The organism is Thermobifida fusca NBRC 14071 = JCM 3263, assembly GCF_001592045.1.
In the GTDB taxonomy this organism is placed as follows: Bacteria; Actinomycetota; Actinomycetes; order Streptosporangiales; family Streptosporangiaceae; genus Thermobifida; species Thermobifida fusca.
In genome coordinates this window covers 1-23,172 of the sequence record NZ_BCWB01000024.1, presented here as the reverse complement: position 1 = coordinate 23,172, position 23,172 = coordinate 1, and the positions used below count along the sequence as shown (strand labels likewise).

Below are 23,172 nucleotides of genomic sequence, written 5' to 3'. Positions count from 1 at the left end.
GTGCTGCACTGGTGGGGGCCGCGGGTCGGCCCCCACCTTTTTTCGTGGGGGGAGGGCCCGCCTCAGTTGCGGGCGGACTCCAGGTAGGCAGCGAACTCTTCGAGCGAGATCAGCCCGTCGCCGTCGGAGTCGATGCTGCGCACGGCCTCTTCGGCCTGGTCGAGGGTGATCGGCGAGCCCAGCACTTCCATGAGCCGCCCCAGTTCCCGCGCGGAGATGCGCTGGTCTCCGTCGCTGTCGACCAGGTTGAACGTTGCCGCGTACTCGTTGGTGTCGGCCACCGCCGTCCCCTTTCCGGACGTTGCGCTGTGTGGGTGAGCGCGATACGTGGACGACCGGTACCCTACAGCGGCCTGGCCCCGGGCGAGCACGGCAGGACAAGGCGAGAAATCCGGCCCTATTTTTCTGTTTTCCCAGGCGATACGGTGTGCATTGTGGCTGTTCAAACGTGTGTACGTGTGCCGCAGTGGGTAACGTGCGCGAAACGACGCTCTGCGTAAGGGTTGAGTTGGGCGTCAAGTGGCCAAGATAGAGGCGAGAGCTCGAACACAGGGAGGAGCCTCCACATGGCGACGAAGGAAACCGGGGGTCAGAAGCACGCAACCCGACGCAACCAGGAGGTTGAAGAGATCGAGGTGACCACGGAGACCTCGGTGCGCAACGAGAAGCTGGCCGAGGACGTGGACGACATCCTCGACGAGATTGACGAGGTGCTGGAGAGCAACGCAGAAGACTTCGTCCGGCAGTTCGTGCAGAAAGGCGGCGAGTAGTCCCGCACCGTACCCCAGGCGTCGATGCCGTCCCCAGGCGGAAGTTCGCTGAAAGAGAAGTCACCGTCGGCGGGTACCTCCGTCTTCTGAGCTGTCAGTAGGGTCACAGCAAGGCAAACGAACAAGTCCGCGGTGCCCCGTCCACGTGGACGGGGCACCTCCGAAGGGAGTCGCGTGTCTGAAGCGTTCATGGGTAGTGGACGGCTGCCCGCCGCGTTCATGAGTCCGGGGCCCACGTCGTTCGTCGACTTCCTCCGTCAGGTGAGTCCCGACCGGCTGCCCAATTTCGCCAACCTTCCCTCCGACAGCTCCCCCGCCCACTTGACTCCCGAAGCCACGACGATCGTGGCTGTTGTCTTTTCCGGCGGTGTCGTGCTCGCGGGCGACCGTAGAGCCACGTCCGGCAATGTGATCGCCAACCGGGATATGGACAAGCTGTTCCGCACCGACGAGTTCTCTGCGGTCGGTATTGCGGGATCGGCCGGAATCGGTATTGAACTGGCCAAGCTCTTCCAGGTGGAACTGGAGCACTACGAGAAGCGGGAAGGGCGCCCGCTGTCGCTGGAAGGCAAAGCCAACCGGCTGGCCACCATGATCCGCTCCAACCTGGGGCTGGCCATGCAGGGGTTTGTGGTGGTCCCGCTGCTCGTGGGCTACGACACGTCCCGCGGAGAAGGCCGCATTTTCAGCTACGACCCGGTGGGCGGCTGCTACGAGGAGCACCGCTACCACGCCATCGGGTCCGGTTCGGTCTACGCCAAAGGGGCTTTGAAGAAGCTGTACCGCGATGACCTTGCCGAGACCGACGCTGCACTGGTTGCGCTGCAGGCACTCTACGACGCGGCCGACGACGACTCCGCCACGGGTGGTCCTGACCTGCACCGCAAGATCTACCCGCTGGTCGACGTCATTACCGAGGACGGCCACCGTCGGATGTCGCACGAGGAAGTCGAATCGTTGGCGCAGACGGTGGTAGCCGCCCGCGCTGAACACCCCGACGGACCCACCGCCCCGGTGAGCTGACCCTGTCATCCGTGCTCTTCGACCAGTAAAGGAAACTACGCCGGTGTCGATGCCGTTCTACGTCTCGCCCGAACAGATCATGAAGGACAAGGCGGACTACGCGCGAAAAGGGATCGCGCGGGGCCGCAGCGCCGTCGTACTGCAATACGAGGGCGGCATCCTGTTCGTGGCGGACAACGTGTCCCGGACGCTGCACAAGATCAGCGAACTCTACGACCGGGTGGCGTTTGCCGCGGTCGGCCGCTACAACGAGTTCGAGAATCTGCGCCTTGCCGGTGTCCGCTTCGCCGACATGCACGGCTACACCTACGACCGCAGCGACGTCACAGGCCAGATGCTGGCCAACGCGTACGCCCAGACCCTCGGCGCGGTCTTCACGGAGAGCAGCAAGCCCTGGGAAGTCGAGATTGTCGTCGCGGAAGTCGGTGACTCCCCCGACTCCGACCAGATCTACCGGATTACTTTCGACGGTTCCGTGGTCGACGAACGCGACTTCCTGGCGATGGGCGGCTCCGCCGAGCGGGTGACTGCGGCGCTGCGGGAACGGTACGTCAAGAACATGTCCCTGACCGACGCGCTGCGGGTCGCGGTGCACGGTCTGGCGCACGAAAACGGTGAACGACGCGAGCTGAAAGCCAGCAGCCTGGAGGTGGCGGTGCTGGAACGTTCGCGGCCGCACCGTAAGTTCCGTCGCATCCAGGGGGAACGGTTGGCCCGGATGCTCCAGGAGGCGCGCGAGGCCGAGGAGGCGGCTGAAGCGCAGTCCTCTGAAGACGGCGGCGCCACTGACTGAGTGTGATTCGGCAGGCGCCGCGGGCCGCGGGTCCGCGGCGCCGCGGATGAAGAAGGACGGGTGAGGCCGCGTGGAACGCCGCATCTTCGGTCTGGAGAACGAGTACGGGGTCACCTGCACGTTCCGGGGGCAGCGCCGGCTGTCACCGGACGAAGTGGCCCGCTATCTGTTCCGCCGTGTGGTGTCGTGGGGGCGCAGTTCCAACGTGTTCCTCCGCAACGGCGCGCGGCTCTACCTGGACGTGGGCTCCCATCCGGAGTACGCCACCCCCGAGTGCGACAACCTGCTCGACCTGGTAGCCCACGACAAGGCCGGGGAACGCATCCTGGAAGGGCTGCAGATCGACGCCGAGCAGCGGCTGCGCGAGGAGGGGATCGCCGGGGACATCTACCTGTTCAAGAACAACACGGACTCGGCCGGCAACTCCTACGGCTGCCATGAGAACTACCTGGTGGCGCGGCACGGGGAGTTCGGGAAGCTCGCCGATGTCCTCATTCCCTTCCTGGTGACCCGCCAGATCATCTGCGGGGCGGGTAAAGTCCTGCAGACTCCGCGCGGCGCGCTGTACTGCGTCAGTCAGCGCGCCGAACACATTTGGGAGGGTGTGTCGTCGGCGACGACCCGGTCCCGTCCGATTATCAACACGCGTGACGAGCCGCACGCGGACGCGGAGCGGTTCCGGCGACTGCACGTGATCGTGGGCGACTCCAACATGAGCGAGACCACGACGCTGCTCAAGCTCGCCTCCACCGACTTGGTGTTGCGCATGATCGAAGCGAATGTGCCCATGCGCGACTTCACGTTGGAGAACCCGATCCGGGCGATCCGCGAGATCAGCCACGATATGACGGGCCGCCGCAAGGTCCGCCTGGCCAACGGTCGGGAGGCCAGCGCGTTGGAGATCCAGCGCGAATACTTGGAGCGGGTGCAGAGCTTTGTGGACCGCACCGGCACTGACGCGACCGGTAAGCGCGTTTTGGAGTTGTGGCAGCGCACCCTGGAGGCGGTGGAGAGCGGCAACTTGGACTTGGTGGCGCGGGAGATCGACTGGGTCGCCAAGTACAAGCTGCTGGAACGCTACCGGGCCAAGCACGGGTTGAGCCTCTCGTCCCCCCGGGTGGCCCAGCTCGACTTGACCTACCACGACATTCACCGGGACCGCGGCCTGTTCTACCTGCTCCAGCAGCGCGGGCAGATGGAGCGGGTGGTCAGCGACCTGCGGATTTTCGAAGCGAAGTCGGTGCCGCCGCAGACGACGCGGGCCCGGCTGCGCGGCGAGTTCATTAAGAAAGCCCAGGAGAAGCGGCGGGACTTCACCGTGGACTGGGTGCATCTCAAGCTCAACGACCAGGCGCAGCGCACCGTGTTGTGCAAGGACCCGTTCAAGGCGGTGGATGAACGGGTGGAGAAGCTCATCGCTGGCATGTGAGTGGTGATGCCGGGCTGCGGCGGGGAGCGGGAGCGTTTCTCCCCGCCGCAGCCCAGGCAGTTGTGCGCTGCGCTTCTGCCGTCGGGTGCGGCAGCCGGCTACGGTTCGCTGACACCGCAGCGGTCGACGACGTGGCGCAGCAGGTCTTCAGCGAGCTGGTCGAAGTGGGCGCGCATCGCGTCCCGGGCTGCGGCAGGGGAGCCGGCGGCGATTCCGGACAGGATCCGGCGGTGGTGGCTTTGGGCGCGGACCCGGATGTGGGCGATGGTTGCGGTCCGGGCGTGCAGGTGCAGCAGTAGCCGGTCCACGGGGGCGCAGATCGCTGGGATGAACACGTTGCCGCAGGACCGCACGATGGTTTCGTGGAAGGCGGTTTCAGCGCGGGCGAACGTGGAGGCGTCGTCCGCGGCGATGGCTTTGTCCATCTCCGCGACGTGTGTGGTCAACAGGGCGAGGTCGGCGTCGCTGCGGCGTTGGGCGCAGAGTTCGGCGGCTCCGGCTTCCAGGATGCGCCGTACTTCCAGCAGTCCGAGTGCTGCGGCGCCTGCCCCGCTGCGGCGTTGCGCCATGCGCAGGATGAGTTCCAGGTCAGTCCAGTGCTCGGGTGCGTTGACGTAGGTTCCCCGACCGCGTTTGACCCGGACGATGTTCTTGGTCCGCAACACTTTGACCGCCTCGCGGACGGTCAGACGGCTGACGTCGGCTGCTGCGGCGATCTCGGCTTCCGAGGGCAGGGCCTCGTCCACGGCGAGTTCACCGCGCACCACCTGGTCGAGCAGGCGGTCGGCCAGGCGGTCGGCCAGACTCTCACTCCCCATGCGCGGATACCTCAAACAGGTCGGTTTCCGCGAAAGTAACATTCCCTCACTTAATGTGCAAGAGGTCACACGGAGGGGTGATTGAGATGAAAGATCACCATTCAGCAAACGAGCCGTCGGGGTGCCGCCACACGGGGCCCCGCCAGTCGGGGACGGATCCGTCGGCGTCGCGGACGGCGCGCTCGTCCACGGTGATGCCCAGCCCGGGCGCGGTGGGCCGCGCCAGGAAACCGTCGGTGAAGGTGAACACGTCCGGGTCGATGAGGTAGTCGAGGACATCCGCCCCCTGGTTGTAGTGGATGCCGATGCTCTGCTCCTGGATGAGGAAGTTGGGCACGCAGCAGGCGATCTGCAGGCTGGCCGCCAGGGCGATCGGGCCGAGCGGGCAGTGCGGGGCCAGGAGCACGTCGAAGGTTTCCGCGAGCGCGGCGATCCGGCGCACTTCGGAGATGCCGCCCGCGTGGGAGAGGTCCGGTTGGGCGACGGCGATGCCTGCCTGGAAGGCGGGCAGGAAGTCGGAGCGGGAGAACAGCCGCTCCCCGGTGGCGATGGGCACAGTGGTGGCCGCGACCACGTCCCCGATGCGGTGGGTGTATTCGGGCAGCACCGGTTCTTCGACGAACAAGGGGTGGAGCGGGGCCAGGTGGTCGATGACGCGCCGGGCGTTCGCCGTAGTGAACCGGCCGTGGAAGTCCACGGCGAAGTCCCGGTCGGGGCCGAGCACGTCGCGGACGGCTTCGGCGCGTGCCACGATCTCGGCGACAGCGTGCGCGGTGGAGAGCGGGTCGGTGCGGCCGGAAGCGTTCATTTTCACCGCGGTGAACCCGGCGTCGACCCGTTCCGCTACCGCGTCTGCGACTTGGCTGGGCTCGTCCCCGCCTACCCAACTGTAGGCCCGCACCCGGTCGCGTACCGGGCCGCCGAGCATCACGTGCACGGGGACGCCGAGGACTTTGCCCGCGATATCCCACAGAGCCTGGTCGAGTCCGGCGACCGCGCTGGACAGTACCGGCCCGCCCCGGTAGAAGGACGCTTTGGTCATCAACTGCCAGTGGTCCTCGATACGCATGGGGTCGCGTCCGAGGAGGAGTTCCGCGAGTTCGTGCACGGCGGTGCGGACCGTGGAGGCGCGTCCTTCCACCACGGGTTCGCCCCAGCCGACGACCCCGTCGTCGGTTTCGACCCGGCACAGCAGCCAGCGCGGGGGGACGGCGAAGGTTTCGACACGGACGATCTTCACGGGCGGTCCTTCCGGTTGGGCGGGTCCAAGGCGGTGCCGGCAAGGCGGCGGAGGTCGGCGTCGGCGGCGGCGAGGAGGGCGCGCATCGCCTGCTCGGCGGCGTCAGGGTTGCGGGCGCGCACGGCGTCGACGACGGCGCGGTGCGCCGGCACCGGGTCGGCTTTCGGGTCGGCGGAGTGCACGAGGATGTCGCGTTCCACGAGGCCGGGGGCGACGAGCAGGTCCATGCGGGATAGCAGTTCGTTGCCGGAGGCAGCGAGGAGGCAGCGGTGGAATTCGAGGTCGGCGAGGGCGTGGGCGCGCGGATCCCCACGGGTGCGGTCCATGCAGTCGAGGGCCTGGTCCAGGTCGGCAAGCTGGTTTTCCGTGCGTCGCTGGGCAGCGAAGCGGGCCGCAGCGGGTTCGATGAGGGCACGCAGTTCAGCCAGGTCGGCCATGAGCCGGGCGGTGTCACCGCCTCGGGCACGCCAGCGCACGACGTCGGCGTCGAGCAGGTTCCACTCGGTGCGCGGACGCACGAAGGTGCCGCGTTTCTGGCGGGAGTCCACGAGGCCTTTGGCGGCGAGTACCCGCACGCTTTCCCGCACCACGCTCATGCTCACACCGAGTTCGGCGCTCAAGGAGCGCAGGTCGAGGGTGTCGCCTTCGCGGATCATTCCGGAGGCGACGCGTTCGCCGAGGAGTTCGACGACGCGGCCGTGGACGCCCCGCCCGGGGTAGGAGCTGCTCATGGTCACGCGGAGGTTTTGTAGGAGGTCCAGCCGCCGTCGACCAGCAGTGTGGTGCCGGTGATGTAGGAGGCGTCGGAGGAGAGGAGGAAGGCGATCGCGGCGGCGACTTCGTCGGGTTCGCCGAGGCGGCCTGCCACGGTCTGCTCCACGCTGCGGCGCACGTCGTCTTCGCTGACGTTGTCCCAAGCCCGGGTGCGGATCGGGCCGGGGAGGACGCTGTTGACCCGGATCTGCGGCCCGTATTCCACGGCGAGCTGCCGGGCCAGTCCAGTCAGCCCGGCTTTGGCCGCGGCATAGGCGGGGCGGCCGGGCAGGCCCACCATGGCGTGCACAGAGGACACCGCGACCACACTGCCGTTGCGGGCCAGGAGGTCAGTGAGGCAGGCGCGTACCCCGAGGAAAGTAGCGGTGAGGGTCACCGCGATCTGGTCGTTCCAGTCGGCAAGCGAGGTGGCGTGGGCGGGGGCGATGGTGACGCGGTAGGCGTTGCTCACGAGGGCGTCGACGGGGCCGAACGTGTCGTTGGCGGTGCGGACGGCGTGGGCCCAGGAGTCTTCGTCGGAGACATCGCAGTACTGGAAGACCGCCCGGTGGCCTTGGTCGCGGAGGCGGGCGGCGACGCGTTCTCCGCGTTCCGTGTCGATGTCGGTGAGGACCACGGCGGCGCCTTCGGCGGCTAGCCGCTGTGCGGTTGCGGCCCCGATGCCGCCTGCGGCCCCGGTGACGAGGGCGACGCGGTCGGTGAAGCGGGCGGTACGGACAGGAAGGGGCACGATGCGCTCCGGAGTCGGACGGTCACAGTCGCCTAAATAAATCTGAATTATTTTTACGCCGCAGGTCATCGCGGTGCAAGGGCCTATCGGTGAAATCACCGGTTCCGCGCGAGACCACTTCCAGGTGATCCAGGTCATAGGTAACTTGATGGTCCGCGGCGTTGTCCCCCCTTCAGTCCCTCCCCGGCGCGCCGCACTCGTGACCTCGCCGCATGCCAACCAGTTGGTATGCGGCGAGGTATATCCCCGCGGTCCAAGACGCGGTGGCTCCGCACTGACAGAAAGAGGCTTCATGGCCCCTACCGCACCCTCCCCCCTGATGGAGGTCGAGGGGGTAACCGTCCGATTCGGAGGCCTCGCCGCGCTCTCCGATGTCGGACTGACGATCGCCCCCCAGAGCGTGACTGGCCTCATCGGCCCGAACGGAGCCGGTAAAACCACGCTGTTCAACGTGATAACCGGCGTGGTGAGACCCCAGCGCGGCACGATCACCTTCAAAGGGCGCCCCCTGCGCAACCATCGTCCCCACCAGCTTGCACGCCTGGGAATCGCCCGCACCTTCCAAGGCCTCAACCTCTTCGAGAGGATGACGGTCCTGGACAACGTGATCGTCGGCGCCGACCCGCTGGGCCGCTCCCGACTCCCCGGCATGCTCACCGGACTCGGCAGCTACCAGCGCGACGAACGGGAGCTCACCGACCGGGCCATGGCCGTGCTCGAAGAGTTCGGGATCGCCGACGTCGCCCACGCCTACCCCTCGACCCTCCCCTACGGACTGCAGAAACGCGTGGCCCTGGCCCGCGCCCTCGTCGCCGAACCTGAACTGCTGCTCATGGACGAACCCGCCAGCGGCCTGTCCGGCGCGGACATGGCCGACCTGGCCGCCACGATCCGGCGGTGCAGCCAAACCATGGGCGTCGTCCTCGTCGAACACCACATGGACCTGGTCATGGACGTGTGCGACCACATCGTCGTCCTCAACTTCGGCCAGGTCATCTGCTCCGGTCCGCCGTCCGTCGTCCAAGCAGACCCCGCGGTTGCGGAGGCCTACCTGGGCACTCCGGTGCAGGAGGCTGCCGGTGAGTGACACCCCGATTCTGCAGATCGAGAACCTCTCCACCTACTACGGGGCGGTCCAAGCCCTACGCTCGGTGTCCCTGACCGTCCAGCCGGGAGAGATCTGCGCGGTCCTGGGCGCCAACGGATCCGGGAAGACCACCCTGCTGCGCACCATCTCCGGGCTCCAGCCCGCCGCCCCCGGCAGCCGGATCCTCGTCAACGGCGAAGACATCACCGGCGCCCCCGCCGAGAGCATGGTCCGCCGCGGTCTCGCCCACGTCCCGGAAGGCGGCGGGGTCATCGTCGACTTGACCGTGGAGGAGAACCTGCGGCTGGGCGGGCTGTGGCGCGCCGACCGGCGCGACCGGGCCCAAGCCCTCGACGAGGTCTACGAACTGTTCCCGCCCCTGGTGGAGCGGCGCAACCAGCCCGCAGCCTCCCTTTCCGGCGGGGAACGCCAAATGGTCGCCATCGGCCGGGCCCTGATGGCCCGACCTGCCGTGCTGCTGCTGGACGAGCCCTCCCTCGGGCTCGCCCCGCTCATCACCCAGCAGATCATGCGGCTGCTGCACGACCTGCGCGACCGCACTGGGCTGACCGTGGTGCTGGTGGAACAGAACGCCGCAAGCGCCCTGTCCATCACCGACCACGGTTTCGTGCTCTCCCAGGGAGCAGTTGTTGCGCGGGGCAGCTCCGCCGAACTGCTCGCGGACGACCGGATGCGCCACGCCTACCTGGGTTTTTGAGGTGATCCCGTGAACCAGTTCATCAGTCTGACCTTCGAGGGCATCGCCAACGGCGCGATCTATGCGGCCTTGGGGCTGTCCCTCGTCATCATCTACCAGGCGACCCGGGTAGTGAACTTCGCTCAGCCTGCCCTCGCGCTCATGGCGGTCTACCTCGCCTACACCGTCACCCAGGCGACGGGCAGCTACTGGCTCGGTTTCGCCACCGCCATGGCCAGCGGAACCCTGCTCGGTGTGGTCACCGAACGGCTGCTGGTCCGCCCCGTGCAGGACAAGTCCCCGCTCAACGCCATCATCCTCACGCTCGGCCTGCTGATGGTGCTGCAAGGGCTGGCCGGCATGATCTGGGGCAACCTGCAGCACTCCTTCCCGCCGCCGATGAGCTTCCGCGACTTGGCCGCAGTCCCGATCTCCCCAGAGGAGATCTTCGCGCTCGCCGCGGTCGGGGTAGTCGCCACAGTGCTCTTCCTCCTCTACCGCTTTACCCCGCTAGGGCTGCGGATGCGGGCCGCCGCCTTCCACGCAGAGTCCGCGCGGCTCAGCGGCGTCCGGGTCGGGCTGATGCTCACCCTCGGCTGGGGCATCGCCTCGGCGATCGGCGCTCTTGCCGGAATGCTCGCGGTGCCCCCGCTGCTGTCCCCGACCGTGCTCGACGCCGTGTTCGTCTACGGCATCGCGGCCGCCGTACTCGGCGGCTTGGACAACCCGTTCGGCGCGCTGGCCGGCGGCCTGGTGCTGGGCGTGGGCCTGTCCTATGTCTCCGGCTACGTGGGCTCCGAACTCACCACCCTCGCCGCCCTGGCGATCCTCATTGCCGTGCTCAGCCTGCGCCCCGCCGGACTCTTCTCCCGGGCGACCGTGCGAAAGGTGTAGCCGATGACCTCCTCCCTGCGACGAGACGACCCGCCGACGGACGTGGTCGCCCCCAAGGCCGCGCCGTCCACGCGCCCCCGGCCCCGGATCCGGCCCGTGCTGCTCACCCACCTGGCTGCGGCCCTGCTCGCCCTCCTCGGGGTCGTCGCACTGACCTTCCTGGTCGGCCCGATCGAGCAGTTGCGCATCGCCAAAGTGGGCTACCTGATGCTCGCGATCGCCGGGCTGCAACTGCTGGTCGGCGCCAGCGGGCAGATCTCCCTGGGGCACGGCGCTTTCATGTTCATCGGCGCCTACGCCACGGCTCTGACCGTGCTGCACGCGCCGATGGTGCCGCTGGCAGCGATCATGGTGCTCACCGTAGTCGTGGGCTGCCTCGCCGGGATCGTGGTCGGCGCGGCCACAGCGCGGCTGCACGGCCCCTACCTGGCCGGGGCCACCCTCGCCCTGGCGGTGGGTTTGCCTGCCCTGGCCCTGTACTTCTCCGACATTCTCGGCGGGTCCAACGGCCTGCTGTTCAAGATGCGCGGCGCCCCGCCCGAGCTCGCCGGGCTGGTCACCGACAACCAGTGGAAGGCCTGGGTCATCTGGTTCACCGTGCTGGTGGCCCTCGTCGTGCTGGCGACGCTGAGCCGGGGACGGCTGGGCCGGCGGCTACGCGCTATCCGCGACGACGAGGCGGCCGCCGCCATGGCGGGCATCCCCGTGGGACGCACCAAAGTGACCGCGTTCGTCATCAGCGCCGGATGCGGGTCGCTGGCGGGAGCCTGCGAAGCCTATCTGCTGGGCACCGCCACCCCCAGCTCGTTCTCGCTCGCACTGTCGCTGAGCCTGCTTGCCGCGCTCGTCCTGGGCGGGCTGGGCAGCCTGTGGGGCGCGTTCTGGGGTGCGCTGGCCCTGGTCTACCTGGAACTGGCAGGAAAGGAGCTGGCAGACCTGCTCGGGTTGAGCAGCAGCGTGGCCGACAACGTGCCGCTGGTGTTCTTCGGAACGCTGCTCATCGTCATCGTTATGGCCTGGCCGATGGGCATCCACGGCGCGCTCAGCCGCCTCAGCGGCGTGGTGCGCCGACGGTGAGCCCACCGGTTCTTCCCACAACCATCACCTGATTCCCCTGCATATCCCCCTATTCCCCTACATCACCACACGTGGGAGCGTGAGATGAGGAAACCGATTACGTGGGCGGCGGGAATGCTGGCCCTGTCGCTGCTGGCCACCTCCTGCGGCGGCGCTGGCGAGGTCGCGGACTCTGAAGGGGTCGACCTGGACGTGTCTGTCGGAGTCACCGACGACACGGTCACCATCGGCACCCACCAGCCGCTCACCGGCCCCGCCTCCGCCGGGTACCTGGCGATCTCCCAGGGCGCCTCGGCGATGTTCGACTACATCAACGACCAGGGCGGCATCCACGGCCGAAAGATCGAATACCTGGTCAAGGACGACGTCTACGACCCGACCAAGACCGTGGAGGTGACCCAGGAGCTCGTGGAAGGCGAGCAGATCTTCGCCATGCTCGGCGGTCTGGGCACCCCCACCCACTCCAAGGTCATCCAGTACCTCAACGACAAGGGCGTCCCGGACCTGTTCCCCTCCTCGGGCGCGTTGATGTGGAACGACCCCGAGCAGTACCCGCTGACCTACGGCTACCAGGTCGACTACACCAAGGAAGCCAAGGTCCTCGCCAAGTACATCGAAGAGAACTTCCCTGACGCCAAGGTCGCCTACTACTACCAGAACGACGACGTGGGAAGCGACTCGATCGCCGGGCTCGACCAGTACCTGGCCGACAAGGTCGTGGCCGACGAAGGATACGAGTCCACCGCACCCGACGCGGTCGGCGGGCAGATCGCCTCGTTCAAGGAGGCCAAGGCGGACATCGTGGTCTGCGCCTGCATCCCGGCCTTCGCTGCGCTGGGCATCCTCAACGCGGTCGGCCAGGGCTACCACCCGCAGTGGGTGATCAGCAGCATCGGCTCTGACATCCCCACCCTGCGCGGCCTGCTCAAGGAGTACGCCGACGACGACGAGCTGCCGGTCGACCAGATCCTCGACGGCATCATCACCAGCGGCTACCTGCCCCAGGTGAACATGACCGACGACCCGTGGACGCAGTTCTTCACCAAGATCCACGAGGAGTACGGCGAGGGTGAGCTCACCAACACCCGCATCTACGGCATGGTGCAGGCCGTGATGTTCGCCAAGGCGCTCAAAGCCGCGGGCGAGAACCCGACGCGCAAGAGCCTCATCGAAGCGGTGGAGAACATGGAGTGGCAGGGCCCCGGGCTGGTCCCCTTCGCCTCGTCCGCGGACGACCACGGCGGACACGCCGGTGTGCTCGTGCAGCAGTACCAGGCCGGTGAGGACGGCGGCACCATGAAGCGCCTCCAGGAGCCCATGGTGACCGACCGGGAAGGCGGCGAGATCTCCCCCGTCGACTACGAGCGGGTCGGCCCCGACGAGTACGACTTCCACGACTGACCGAGCCCTTCTGCCGCAGCGGCGGAAAAGCCTTCACGTCCTCTCGCGAGGCCCGGCCCAGCTCCGGGCCTCGCGGCATCCCTCTTCCGCAGCTCAGGGCCCGAATGGTGGGACCAGGCGGAGTTTCGCCGGGGGCAGGGAGAGCAACCCCACCGTTGACTGTGACCTACGTCTCGGTAACGTGGGTCACATGGCAGACGTACTGATGGCCCCGGCCTCCCGCACATACGGCCGGGGTGCGGAGGTCGAACACCTGGTCACCCTGGCCTCCCGCGGGCGTGAGGGGCGCGGTGGGGCACTGGTTGTCGAAGGCAGTCCGGGGATCGGCAAGAGCGCGCTGCTGGACGCCGTCCTGGACCGGCTTGACAGTCACCGGGTGCTCCGGGTCAACGGCCGCCGCCCAGAATCCGGACTCCCCCTGGCCGGATTGCACGGATTGCTGCTGCCGGTACTGCACCTCCGGGGAACGCTCAGCCCGGAGCACGAGCGGCTGCTGGACGACGCCCTGCGCCGCGGCCGCTACGCCGAGGACGACCGGTTGGCGCTATCGGTCGCAGTCTTAGCGTTCGTCACCGCCCTGTCCCACGAACGCCCTCTCGTGTGCGTGGTCGACGACGCCCAATGGGTCGACCCCGATTCGCTGTCCCTGCTCTCTTTTGCCGCCCACCGTCTCAACCGGATCCGGGCGGCGATTCTGTTCGCCACCCGGGACACCGCGCCCCGGGAACTGTCCGGGCTGCCCCGGATGCGCTTGGCCCCCTTGACGGAGGAGACCCTCCACCAGGTGTTGGAGGAGACCGCGCCCGACCTGGACCCGGCGGTGCGCAGCGAACTCGTACGCCGCGCCCACGGCAACCCTATGGTCGCGCGCCACTACGCCGCATCGCTGTCCCCCGCCCAGCGTGCCGGCACCGAACCGCTGTCGGTCATGCTGCCGCTGCCCGCGGAGATCATGGACGCCTACGCCGAGACACTGGACTTCCTGCCCGCGGACGTGTCCCGGCTGCTGCTGTTGGCCGCCGTGGAACCCGGGGTGGCGGTCCCGGTCCTGACCGCGGAGGGCGACGGCGACTACGACCCGGTGGCGGCACTTGACCGGGCAGAGCGGGCCGGGCTGCTCTACGTGGAAGCCGACCGGGTGGAGTTCACCGACCCGATGATGGGCGAAGTGGTGTGCCGCCGCGCGACCAGCGCCGAGCTGACCCGGGCGCACTTGGAGATGGCGCGGCTGCTGGACGGCCGCGGCCCCCGCTACCGGGTGCTGTGGCATCGCGCCGCAGCCACCCGGGGCCCCGACGAGGAACTGGGATACGAGATCACCTCGGCGGTCTCGGCGGGCGAGCCCGGCCTGACCGCCCAGGAGGCGTCGATCCTGCTGGAGCGGGCCGCTGAGCTGACCACGAAACCCAGCCGGCGGGCCAACCGCCTCGCGGAAGCCTCCTACCAGGCGTGGGCGGCAGGCCAGTACAGCCGCAGCACCATCCTCATCAAACAGGCCGCTCCCTATGTGCCGATCGCCCGCATCCGCGGACTGCCGGACATGGTCAACGGCTACCGGGCGGTCGGAGAAGAAGACTCGGTCCAAGGCTGCGACCAGTTGATGTCGGCGGCCCGCGAGCTCGCCGACCACAACCCCCAGCAGGCCCGGGCCCTGCTGCTGCGCGCCGCTGACGCCGCTTCCCTCGCCGGGGACATCAGCCGTTTCATCGCCGCGGCACGCCAGGCGCTCACCCTCGACGTGTCCGACCCGCAGCGCGACTCCGGGCTGGCCTACCTGGAAGGCTCGATGCTGGCGTTCCAGGGGAACTATGCGGCGGCGCTGGAACCGCTCCGCCGGTCGGTGGAGCTCGTGGAGGACGACGATGAGCCGCTCGGTTTGATCCGGTCGATCGTGGCGTCCCTGCGCCTGGGTGACGCGATCGGGGCGCGCCGCCAGACCGCCCGGGCGATCGCCCGCGCCGGGGTACGCGGCACCGTGTCGATGGTGCCCAAAGCACTGTCCTACGCCGTCTACGGCGAGTTCCTCCACGGCTCGCTGGCCACCGCGACCGAACACGCTTCCCTGGGGCTGCGGTTGTCCACGGAGACGGGGCAGCGCAACTGCGCCGCCCACCACCTGGCTGTCCTGGCCATGCTGGCGGCACTGCGCGGGGACGCGGAAGAATGCGCCACCCGGGTGGCGGCCGTCACCGAGCACACCGACAGCCGGCCGTTGGGCTTGGCGCGGGCGCTCACCGAGTGGGCCCTGGCCTACCTCGACCTGACCCGGGGCCGGATGCACGAGGCCGCGACCCGCCTCGAAGAGCTGGCGCGCAGCGAACCCTGCCAGGGCCACCCCACGATCCGCCTGCTGAGCGTGCCCCACTACGTGGAGGCAGCCGTGCACATAGGGGAGACCCAGCGGGCTGAGGCCGCGCTAGCCAGCTTCGAGCAGTGGGCCAACGCCACGCAGAGCCCCAACGACTTGGCGCTCGTCGCCCGCTGCCGGGCCTTGCTGAGCGACGGCGAGACCGCCCGCGAATACTTCGAGGAGGCGCTCAACCTGCACCGCCGGGGCGGGGGCGGCGGTATCGAGGAGGCGCGGACCCGGATGGCGTACGGCACGCTGCTGCGCCGCTCGCGGCTGCCGTCCGCGGCCCGCCCCCACCTGCGGGCCGCGGTGGAGGCGTTCACCCGGTTGGAGACGCCGCTGCTGCTGCAGCAGGCCAAGGAGCAGTTGCGTGCCACCGGGGAGGCGCTCGACGACACTCCCGCACCCACCGCGGGGCTGACCCCCCAGCAGGAGCAGATCGCACGGTTGGTGGCGGAGGGCGCCACCAACCGGGAGATCGCGCAGCGCCTCTACATCAGTCCGCGCACTGTGGAGCACCATCTGCGCAACATCTTCCGCCAGTTGCAGATCCGCTCTCGCGTGGAGCTTGCCCGACTGATCAGCGGACAGTGACGTACAGAGGGGCGACAAGGGCGTGGTGTCCCGTCCAGCAGCGGAGGGACACCACGGGCCCGTCCCGCACCCTGGATACGGATCAGATGTCAGACGTCTTCAGTGCAGCAAGAGAGCGCGCGGTCAAGGAAACCCCCGGGGTTCTGTAGCGGAGCCGGATGTCCTAGTCTGCACGCAAGAAAACTAACAGCGATAGGTTTTGGGGTGCGGAATGGATTTCACCCTCACCGAGGAACAGACCGCGCTGCGCGCCATGGCAGCGGAATTCGTCGACCGCGAGATCACCCCCCACGTCGTAGAGTGGGACCGCGCCGAGAGCGTCCCCCGGGACCTGGTACCGCGCCTCGGTGAACTCGGCTTCCTCGGCATGACCATCCCCGAAGAGTACGGCGGCGTGGGCGGCGACCACGTCTCCTATGCCCTGGTCATGGAAGAACTCGGCCGCGGCGACTCCTCCGTCCGCGGCCTGGTCTCGGTCTCCCTGGGCCTCGTCGCCAAGTCCATCGCCACCTACGGCACCGAAGAGCAGCGGCAACGCTGGCTGCCCGGCCTGTGCTCCGGGGAGCTCCTCGGCTGCTTCGGCCTCACCGAACCCGACACCGGGTCCGACGCCGCCTCCCTGTCCCTGAAGGCCGTCCGCGACGGGGACGACTACGTGCTCACCGGCTCCAAAATGTTCATCACCAACGGCACCTGGGCCGACGTCGCCATCATCTTCGCCCGCACCGGCGGACCCGGCCCCAAAGGCATCACCGCCTTCCTGGTGCCCACCGACACCCCGGGACTGACCCGCACCACCATCCACGGCAAACTCGGCCTGCGGGGGCAGCCCACCGCCCAGCTCTTCCTCGACGAGGTGCGGGTCGGCCCCGACGCCATCCTCGGTGAGGAGAACCAAGGCTTCCGCATCGCCATGGCAGCCCTGGACAAGGGACGCGTCTCCGTGGCGGCCGGAGCCGTAGGCGCCGCCCGCGGCGCCCTGGAAAGCGCCCTCGCCCACGCCAAGGAACGCGTCCAATTCGGCCGTCCCATCGCCGGATTCCAGCTCGTCCAAGAAATGCTCGCCGACATGGCGGTGGAAACCGACGCCGCCCGCCTCCTCGTGTGGCGGGCCGCCGACCTCATCGACCGGGGAGAACCCTTCTCCACGGCCGCATCCATGGCCAAGCTGTACGCCACCGAAACCGCGGTGCGTGCCGCCAACAACGCCATGCAGGTCTTCGGCGGCTACGGCTACATCGACGAATACCCGCCCGGCAAGTACCTCCGCGACGCCCGCGTCACCACCCTGTACGAGGGCACCAGCCAGATCCAGAAACTCATCATCGGCCGCGCCCTCACCGGCATCAGCGCCTTCGCCTGACCGACCACGCCTGGAGGCACCGTGATCACCACCGACCGAATCTACATCGACGGCCAGTGGATCGCCCCCCAGACCAGCGACCGCATGGCGGTGGAAAACCCCTACACCTGCCAGGACATCGCCACCATCCCGCTGTGCGGGACCGAGGAGGTCGACCACGCCGTCCACGCTGCCCGCCGCGCCTTCCCCGCCTGGTCCACCACCGACCTGGAAGAGCGCCTCGCCCACCTGGACGCCCTGCGCCGCGAACTCGCCGTGCGCGCCACCGAGATGTCCGCCCTCATCACCTCGGAGATGGGCGCGCCCAAGGTGATCGCCGACCGCATCCAGGTAGGACTCCCCCTCACTGTTCTCGGGGACACCGTCGCCACCGCCCGGGACTTCGCCTGGACCGAGAAGATCGGCAACTCCCTCATCCTCCGCGAACCCATCGGCGTCGTCGGCGCCATCACCCCGTGGAACTATCCGCTGCACCAGATCGTCGCGAAGATCGCCCCCGCCCTCGCCGCGGGCTGCACCGTCGTCCTCAAACCCAGCGAGATCGCCCCGCTCTCGGCGCTCCTCCTCGCCGAGATCATCGACTCCGTCGGCTTCCCACCCGGCGTGTTCAACCTCGTCACCGGCACCGGCCCCGTAGTCGGCGAAGCACTGGCGGCCCACCCGGACGTGGACATGATCTCCTTCACCGGCTCCACCCGTGCCGGAAGCCGCGTCTCCGAAGTGGCCTCCGCCACCGTCAAGAAGGTCGCCCTGGAGCTCGGCGGCAAATCCGCCGGAGTTGTCCTCGACGACGCCGACCTGCCTACCGCGGTGAAAGCCGTCGTCTCCGACTGCCTGCTCAACTCCGGCCAGACCTGCACCGCCCTGACCCGCCTGCTCGTGCCGCACGACCGCTACGAGGAAGCGGTCGCCCTCGCCGTGGACGCGGCCCGCAGCAAACCCATGGGCGACCCCGCTGACCCTGCCACCCGTATCGGGCCGCTGGCCTCGGCCGACGCCCACCGCCGCGTCCTGGGGCACCTGGAGCAGGCCCGCAAGGACGGCGCGGTCTTCGCCACCGGTGGACCCGACGCCGACGTGCCCGAACAGGGATACTTCGTGGCCCCCACCGTACTGGCGGGACTGGACCGCGACGCCGCAGCCGCGCGCGAAGAAATCTTCGGACCCGTGCTCACCGTGCTCGGCTACCGCGACGTCGACGACGCAGTGGAACTGGCCAACGCCACCGACTACGGCCTCTCCGGCGCGGTCTGGTCGGCCGACACCGACCGGGCCCTCGCCGTGGCCCGCCGGATGCGGACCGGTCAAGTCGCCATCAACGGCGGCCGGTTCAACCCCTCCGCGCCCTTCGGCGGCTACCGCAAGTCCGGCAACGGACGTGAACTGGGCCGCTTCGGCTTGGAGGAGTTCTGCGAAGTCAAGGCAGTCCAGCTCCCGTGACCTCACCCACGACCAATCCCACCCCGAGGAGAACCATGCCCACCACACTCGCAGCTGTGGTCCGCGCCCCCGGCGAACCCGTGCGCATCGAAGAGGTCGCCCTGCCCGAGCTCGGCCCCGGACTGGTCCGGGTCCGCATGGCCGCCGCCGGGGTGTGCCACTCCGACCTGTCCCTGGCCTCCGGCAAGCTCGCCCACCCCATGCCCGCCGTGCTGGGCCACGAGGGAGTCGGACACGTCGTCGACGTCGGCGCAGGAGTGTCCGACCTGTCCGTCGGAGACACGGTGCTGCTCAACTGGAATCCGCCGTGCCGCTCCTGCTGGCACTGCACCCACGGCGAGCCCTACCTGTGCGCCAACGCCGCCGACGCCTCCCGCCGCGTGTGGGGGACCCTCGCCGACGGCACCGACGTCCACCCGTGCCTGGGGGTGGCCGCATTCGCCCAGGAGACCGTGGTCCCCGCAAGCGCGTGCGTGGCGATCCCCGCAGACATCCCCCCGACCGAGGCCGCGCTCCTCGGCTGCGCGGTGCTCACCGGGGTCGGAGCGGTGCGCAACGCCGCCCAGGTGCGTCCCGGACAGTCCGTGGCCGTGATCGGCCTGGGCGGGGTCGGCCTGGCAGCCGTCCAGGGGGCGCGTCTCGCAGGCGCCGCCATGGTGATCGCGGTCGACCCGGTCGAAGAAAAAGAGGAGCTGGCCCGTTCCCTGGGGGCCACGCACTTCCTCACCCCCAGCGATGACCTGTCCCGGCGCATCCGCGCCCTCGCGGACGGGCGGGGAGTCGACCACGCCATCGAATGCGTGGGCCGGGCCGCTACCATCCGAGCCGCCTGGTCCTGCACCCGCCGCGGCGGCACCGCCACCGTGGTGGGCTTCGGCGCGGCCACGGACACGCTGACCCTCAATGCCCTGGAGATCCCCCATTTCGCCCGCACCCTGCAGGGCTGCTTGTACGGCAGCAGCGACCCTGCTACGGACGTCCCGGAACTGCTGAAGCTCTACCGCGACGGGGAGCTGGACCTCTCCTCCCTGGTCAGCAGGACCATCGGTTTGGACGACGTGCCGGACGCCCTCGCCGAGCTGCACGCCGGACGCGGTGCCCGCAGCCTCGTCGAGTTCTGACCCCTACCCTGGGAAAGGAGTTTCCGAAACACGGTCGCGTTTTGAAGGATTGCATCGGAAAGATTTCCTGAAAACCCCGCGGAGACCGGTTTGCGGAAACCGGGCCAACCGGGCCGGGAGCCTATCGGAAGACCCCGCAGAAATGCGGGGTCTTCTTTATACTTTGGCGGACGCATCCCCCATAGTGTTCAATCAAGGTAGGAGAACGGTCCGCAGAGGTATAGACCTTAGAGAGGCCGGTGAAGGAAAGTCCCGGTGTGAGGAGAGTCGCATTCGGGCAATATCAGGGAAAGACTCGAAGGGAAGGCGGAAGCAGCGCGGGAATTTCCCAGTAATTCGATAGTGTTTACGCCGGCAAAGCGAGAATAAAGGGGGAGAGACTGTGGCACGGAAGACGGTTATCGAACTCATCGATGATCTCGACGGCTCCAAAGCCGATGAAACCGTCACCTTTGGCATCGACGGGGTCACCTACGAGATCGACTTGTCCGCCGACCACGCCGAGGATCTCCGCTCCATCTTCGAGGCGTACGTGAAAGCCGGACGCAAGGTCGCCAACCGGCCCCGGCGCAAGAGCCGCACTCCAAAGGTCGACACGAGAGCGGTCCGCAAGTGGGCGCAGGCCCAAGGGTACGAGGTCAGTGAGCGCGGCCGGATCCCCCAGCACATCCTGGACGCCTACCAGAAGCGGACCGGCGACGCATGACAGAGCGGGGCACGGCACGGAATCGTCGCAGAACTACCGCGATTCCGTTACGTGCCCCCAAGTTCTTAACGACCTCTTACTCGGATACGGCATCCTTCCCTCTCCGATAGTGTGTCGGAGACCGTGGCCAGACTCTTGAGGTAGTGACAACATGCGTCGACGTGCGGCTGTGGCCCTTGCGGTGCCGGTGAGCGCCCTGATGCTGGGGGCGTCCGGATGCGGGGTCATCCCCGAAGAGTGGCAGACCCCCGCGCTGATGCGGACGGAGCAGGAGTACGACAGCCGCCTCCCGGTCGTCAGCGGTGCCGTCGGCGAAGAGCCCGAAATCTCCTTCCCTGACATCGAGCCGCCCACAGAGCGGATCGCGGGTGTCGCCCACCACGGGACAGACGACAGCGCCCTCATCCGCGACACCGACCTCGTGGTCGCCCACATCGTGGAGTACCAGTGGACCGACAAGGGCAAGGGGGAGCAGGTCAGCTCCACCTATGAGCACGACGCCCCCGAGCTGCTGTCGTTGACGCGGATGCCCGACGACCTCGCGGGATCCATCGTCAACCAGTCGGTTGGCTCCCGGATCGTGTTCCTCTTCCCGCCGCCGACTGAAGAGGAGCGCAGCCAGTACGAGATGATGGGGCAGGAGCCCCCCGAGGGAGCGTCCGTGTCCGTGGTCGACATCGTCGCGCGCCACGGCAAGGGCGACGTGGTCCCCGGTGAGCAGATCACCGACGTCGGCGAGGACATGCCCACCGTCGTCGACAAGGGGCGCACCATGCCCGAGATCACGATCCCGGAGGACACCGACCCGCCCAAGGACGTGAAGGCCATCCCCCTCATCGAAGGCGACGGGCCCGAGATCACCAAGGGGCAGAACATCGTCGTCCAGTACACCGGCGTGCGCTGGGACGACGGGGAGGTCTTCGACTCCACCTGGAACACCGGGCTGGAGGACCGCGCCGCCGCGGAGAACGAAGACACCGACGGCGACCCGCTCCACTTCCAGATCGGGGTCGGCGGGGTCATCGAAGGCTGGGACGAAGGCCTGGTCGGCCAGCGGGTCGGCAGCCGTGTCCTGCTCGTCATCCCCAAGGACAAGGCGTACGGCGACAAGGCTGCGGAGCGCGGCCAGCCGGAAGGCACCCTCGTCTTTGTCGTCGACCTGCTCGGCGCCTACAACTCCAAGCCTGAAGAGGAAGAGGAGCCGGAGGTCGTGGAAGAAAGCGAAGCCGCTCCCGAGGAGGCCAAGGACGACGAGTCCACGGACGACAAGGAGAACTCCGAAGAGTAGCGGCTTCCCGGAGCCGGAGACGGGGCGGGGATCGATCCCCGCCCCGCGTCGTGGTCCGGCCGCACTACCCGGGCAGCGGGTCCCTCAACCCAGCATCCGGGCCGCGTACCGGCCTGCAGCCGCCGCTGCCAGGAACGCCGCCGGATCCTCAGCGAGCCCGCGCCCCATCGTGGACAACCGCACCGGGACGGCCTCCAACGCCGCGAACAGGCCGTCGACCTCCACCTCGACGAGAGTGTGCCGCTCGCCCAGCACGGCAGCCTCGGCACGCACCCGCGCGCCGAACTCCCCGTCAAGCAGCGGCACGACCACGTCGGCGCGGGCCAACGCCACCCGCCCGTAGGCGGTCACACTGTGGTGGGACACCCCGCGGTGCCGCGGGCGCGGGTCGGCCTGGCTCACCCGCAACGCCCCCACGGGACGGCCCTGGAGCACTGCCGCGGCGTTGACCGCCTCACCCACGGCCACCCCCGAAAACCCCCACGGCGTGCCCGTTCCCAGGTTGCCCGGCCCTTGCGCCACCACCGCAATATCAGCGGCAAGCACGTGCCGGGCTGCAAGCAGCCCGGTGTGCACGGTCACCGCTTCCACATCCCCGCCGAACGCCTGCCCCACGGTGACCGACCCCGCCAGCAGCCCGGCCGCGCGCAACTGCGCCACGGTGCGGGAGAACCACAGCGGCAGCGCCCCGCCGTCCAGCATCACGTAGACCACCCGGGCGGTGGGACGCTCCGCCAGCGCCCCCGCCACCACGGCGGGAAGTGCTGAGTGCAGGTCCGCGGTCACCACCGGCATCCCCGCGATCCCGTCCGCGTCCCGCAGCAGCGCATGGTGCTCGGAGCCTTGCTCGTCCGCGCCCAGCACGGTGGCCTGCATCGGGGTGTAGCGGGCCTTCACCAAGTGGCCGGGGCCTTTCGGGTCGGGCGGCAGACGGTCGGGCAAGGCGATCACGAACGCATAACCGCCGGTTCCCAGCCCGAGCGCCAACGCCGTAGTGTTGAGCAGCACCCGGTCACCCGGTTGCGGGTCGCCGACCAGTGCCGGATAGGCCAGTGCCCGGCATTCGCCTTCCCCGCTGGCCAGCTCCACGACAAGCTCCACTGCACCAGGCCACGAGCGGCCAAGGTCACGGACCCGTCCATCACGCCATCTGATCACGCGCGCCACGGTACCGTTCATGGTGGCGCGATTCCGGGAAACCGGCGCACGTGTACGCGGGCAGCGTCCAGAAAGGCGGGAAATGTCGCAGAGCAAGACCGAACGGCAGCTCAATCTGGTGATCTGCCTGCTGGCCACCAGGCGTTTCCTCAGTGCCCAAGAGATTCGGGCGACCGTCCACGGCTACGGGGACGTCGAAAGCGACACGGCCTTTAAACGCATGTTTGAGCGCGACAAAAAAGAATTGCGCGACGCAGGGATTCCGATCATCACCGGCCGCCACGATCCGCTCAGCGACGAAGACGGCTACCGCATCGCCCGCGACGACTACGAACTCCCCCCAATCGACCTGCGCCCCGACGAGGCCGCAGTACTCGGCCTGGCCGCCCGCGCCTGGCGGCACGCTGTCCTCGGCGAGG

Annotated in this window: 22 protein-coding genes; 16 read left to right on the top strand and 6 right to left on the bottom strand. The window is 68.5% G+C overall.

Features of this window, described 5'->3' with window-relative positions; translation table 11 throughout:
* Positions 1-62: 62 nt before the first annotated feature.
* Positions 63-281, bottom strand: a complete 219-nt coding sequence (locus TF1_RS05275; protein ID WP_016188830.1) for an EF-hand domain-containing protein — start codon at positions 279-281, stop codon at positions 63-65.
* Positions 282-566: 285 nt separating this feature from the next.
* On the opposite strand from TF1_RS05275, the gene TF1_RS05270 reads away from it, so the two are divergent.
* From TF1_RS05270 to pafA, 4 genes are all read left to right on the top strand, one after another.
* Positions 567-770, top strand: coding sequence for a ubiquitin-like protein Pup (locus TF1_RS05270; RefSeq protein WP_011292217.1), 204 nt, complete (start codon positions 567-569; stop codon positions 768-770).
* Between the two features lie 174 nt (positions 771-944).
* Positions 945-1,793: a proteasome subunit beta gene (gene prcB, locus TF1_RS05265; RefSeq protein WP_011292216.1), complete on the top strand. Its 849-nt coding sequence runs from the start codon at positions 945-947 to the stop codon at positions 1,791-1,793.
* Between the two features lie 49 nt (positions 1,794-1,842).
* On the top strand, positions 1,843-2,586 hold the full coding sequence (gene prcA / locus TF1_RS05260; protein ID WP_016188829.1) for a proteasome subunit alpha: 744 nt from the start codon (positions 1,843-1,845) through the stop codon (positions 2,584-2,586).
* 70 nt (positions 2,587-2,656) lie between these two features.
* Positions 2,657-4,015, top strand: coding sequence for a Pup--protein ligase (gene pafA, locus TF1_RS05255; protein ID WP_011292214.1), 1,359 nt, complete (start codon positions 2,657-2,659; stop codon positions 4,013-4,015).
* A gap of 98 nt (positions 4,016-4,113) precedes the next feature.
* Here pafA and TF1_RS05250 read toward each other — a convergent pair whose 3' ends face one another.
* The 4 genes from TF1_RS05250 to TF1_RS05235 all read right to left on the bottom strand — a co-directional run bounded on the left by TF1_RS05250 (position 4,114) and on the right by TF1_RS05235 (position 7,577).
* On the bottom strand, positions 4,114-4,833 hold the full coding sequence (locus TF1_RS05250; RefSeq protein WP_011292213.1) for a FadR/GntR family transcriptional regulator: 720 nt from the start codon (positions 4,831-4,833) through the stop codon (positions 4,114-4,116).
* Positions 4,834-4,927: 94 nt separating this feature from the next.
* The gene (gene dgoD / locus TF1_RS05245; protein ID WP_011292212.1) at positions 4,928-6,073 is read right to left on the bottom strand and encodes a galactonate dehydratase; all 1,146 of its coding nucleotides are present in this window, start codon (positions 6,071-6,073) and stop codon (positions 4,928-4,930) included.
* Complete coding sequence (locus TF1_RS05240) at positions 6,070-6,804, bottom strand: FadR/GntR family transcriptional regulator (protein ID WP_011292211.1); 735 nt, start codon at positions 6,802-6,804, stop codon at positions 6,070-6,072. Before TF1_RS05240 ends, dgoD begins: the two co-directional genes overlap by 4 nt.
* Positions 6,805-6,806: 2 nt before the next feature.
* Positions 6,807-7,577: an SDR family NAD(P)-dependent oxidoreductase gene (locus TF1_RS05235; protein WP_011292210.1), complete on the bottom strand. Its 771-nt coding sequence runs from the start codon at positions 7,575-7,577 to the stop codon at positions 6,807-6,809.
* A gap of 292 nt (positions 7,578-7,869) precedes the next feature.
* Between TF1_RS05235 and TF1_RS05230 the strand changes: the two genes are divergently transcribed.
* The 11 genes from TF1_RS05230 to TF1_RS05180 all read left to right on the top strand — a co-directional run bounded on the left by TF1_RS05230 (position 7,870) and on the right by TF1_RS05180 (position 21,595).
* Complete coding sequence (locus TF1_RS05230) at positions 7,870-8,664, top strand: ABC transporter ATP-binding protein (RefSeq protein ID WP_011292209.1); 795 nt, start codon at positions 7,870-7,872, stop codon at positions 8,662-8,664.
* Positions 8,657-9,382 carry an ABC transporter ATP-binding protein gene (locus tag TF1_RS05225; RefSeq protein ID WP_061783700.1) on the top strand — a complete coding sequence of 242 codons (726 nt, stop codon included), beginning with the start codon at positions 8,657-8,659 and terminating at the stop codon, positions 9,380-9,382. Before TF1_RS05230 ends, TF1_RS05225 begins: the two co-directional genes overlap by 8 nt.
* A 9-nt stretch (positions 9,383-9,391) precedes the next feature.
* On the top strand, positions 9,392-10,255 hold the full coding sequence (locus tag TF1_RS05220; protein ID WP_011292207.1) for a branched-chain amino acid ABC transporter permease: 864 nt from the start codon (positions 9,392-9,394) through the stop codon (positions 10,253-10,255).
* Positions 10,256-10,258: 3 nt separating this feature from the next.
* Positions 10,259-11,332, top strand: coding sequence for a branched-chain amino acid ABC transporter permease (locus tag TF1_RS05215; protein ID WP_016188825.1), 1,074 nt, complete (start codon positions 10,259-10,261; stop codon positions 11,330-11,332).
* A gap of 84 nt (positions 11,333-11,416) precedes the next feature.
* A complete protein-coding gene (locus tag TF1_RS05210; protein ID WP_061783699.1) occupies positions 11,417-12,733 on the top strand; it encodes an ABC transporter substrate-binding protein in 1,317 nt (438 codons plus the stop codon).
* Between the two features lie 190 nt (positions 12,734-12,923).
* Positions 12,924-15,677, top strand: a complete 2,754-nt coding sequence (locus tag TF1_RS05205) for an AAA family ATPase (RefSeq protein ID WP_011292204.1) — start codon at positions 12,924-12,926, stop codon at positions 15,675-15,677.
* A 211-nt stretch (positions 15,678-15,888) separates the two neighbouring features.
* Complete coding sequence (locus tag TF1_RS05200) at positions 15,889-17,040, top strand: acyl-CoA dehydrogenase family protein (RefSeq protein WP_011292203.1); 1,152 nt, start codon at positions 15,889-15,891, stop codon at positions 17,038-17,040.
* Between the two features lie 21 nt (positions 17,041-17,061).
* The gene (locus TF1_RS05195; protein WP_011292202.1) at positions 17,062-18,480 is read left to right on the top strand and encodes an aldehyde dehydrogenase family protein; all 1,419 of its coding nucleotides are present in this window, start codon (positions 17,062-17,064) and stop codon (positions 18,478-18,480) included.
* A 35-nt stretch (positions 18,481-18,515) separates the two neighbouring features.
* Positions 18,516-19,601: a Zn-dependent alcohol dehydrogenase gene (locus tag TF1_RS05190; protein ID WP_011292201.1), complete on the top strand. Its 1,086-nt coding sequence runs from the start codon at positions 18,516-18,518 to the stop codon at positions 19,599-19,601.
* 382 nt (positions 19,602-19,983) lie between these two features.
* Positions 19,984-20,307, top strand: coding sequence for a histone-like nucleoid-structuring protein Lsr2 (locus TF1_RS05185; protein ID WP_011292200.1), 324 nt, complete (start codon positions 19,984-19,986; stop codon positions 20,305-20,307).
* 151 nt (positions 20,308-20,458) lie between these two features.
* Positions 20,459-21,595 (top strand): FKBP-type peptidyl-prolyl cis-trans isomerase, encoded by a 1,137-nt coding sequence (locus TF1_RS05180; RefSeq protein WP_011292199.1) that lies wholly within the window; start codon positions 20,459-20,461, stop codon positions 21,593-21,595.
* Between the two features lie 84 nt (positions 21,596-21,679).
* Here the strand turns inward: TF1_RS05180 and TF1_RS05175 are convergent, their stop codons facing one another.
* Positions 21,680-22,753: a DUF3866 family protein gene (locus TF1_RS05175; protein ID WP_174522681.1), complete on the bottom strand. Its 1,074-nt coding sequence runs from the start codon at positions 22,751-22,753 to the stop codon at positions 21,680-21,682.
* 82 nt (positions 22,754-22,835) lie between these two features.
* On the opposite strand from TF1_RS05175, the gene TF1_RS05170 reads away from it, so the two are divergent.
* On the top strand, positions 22,836-23,172 hold a 337-nt coding region (locus tag TF1_RS05170; protein ID WP_394326522.1), incomplete at its 3' end, for a helix-turn-helix transcriptional regulator.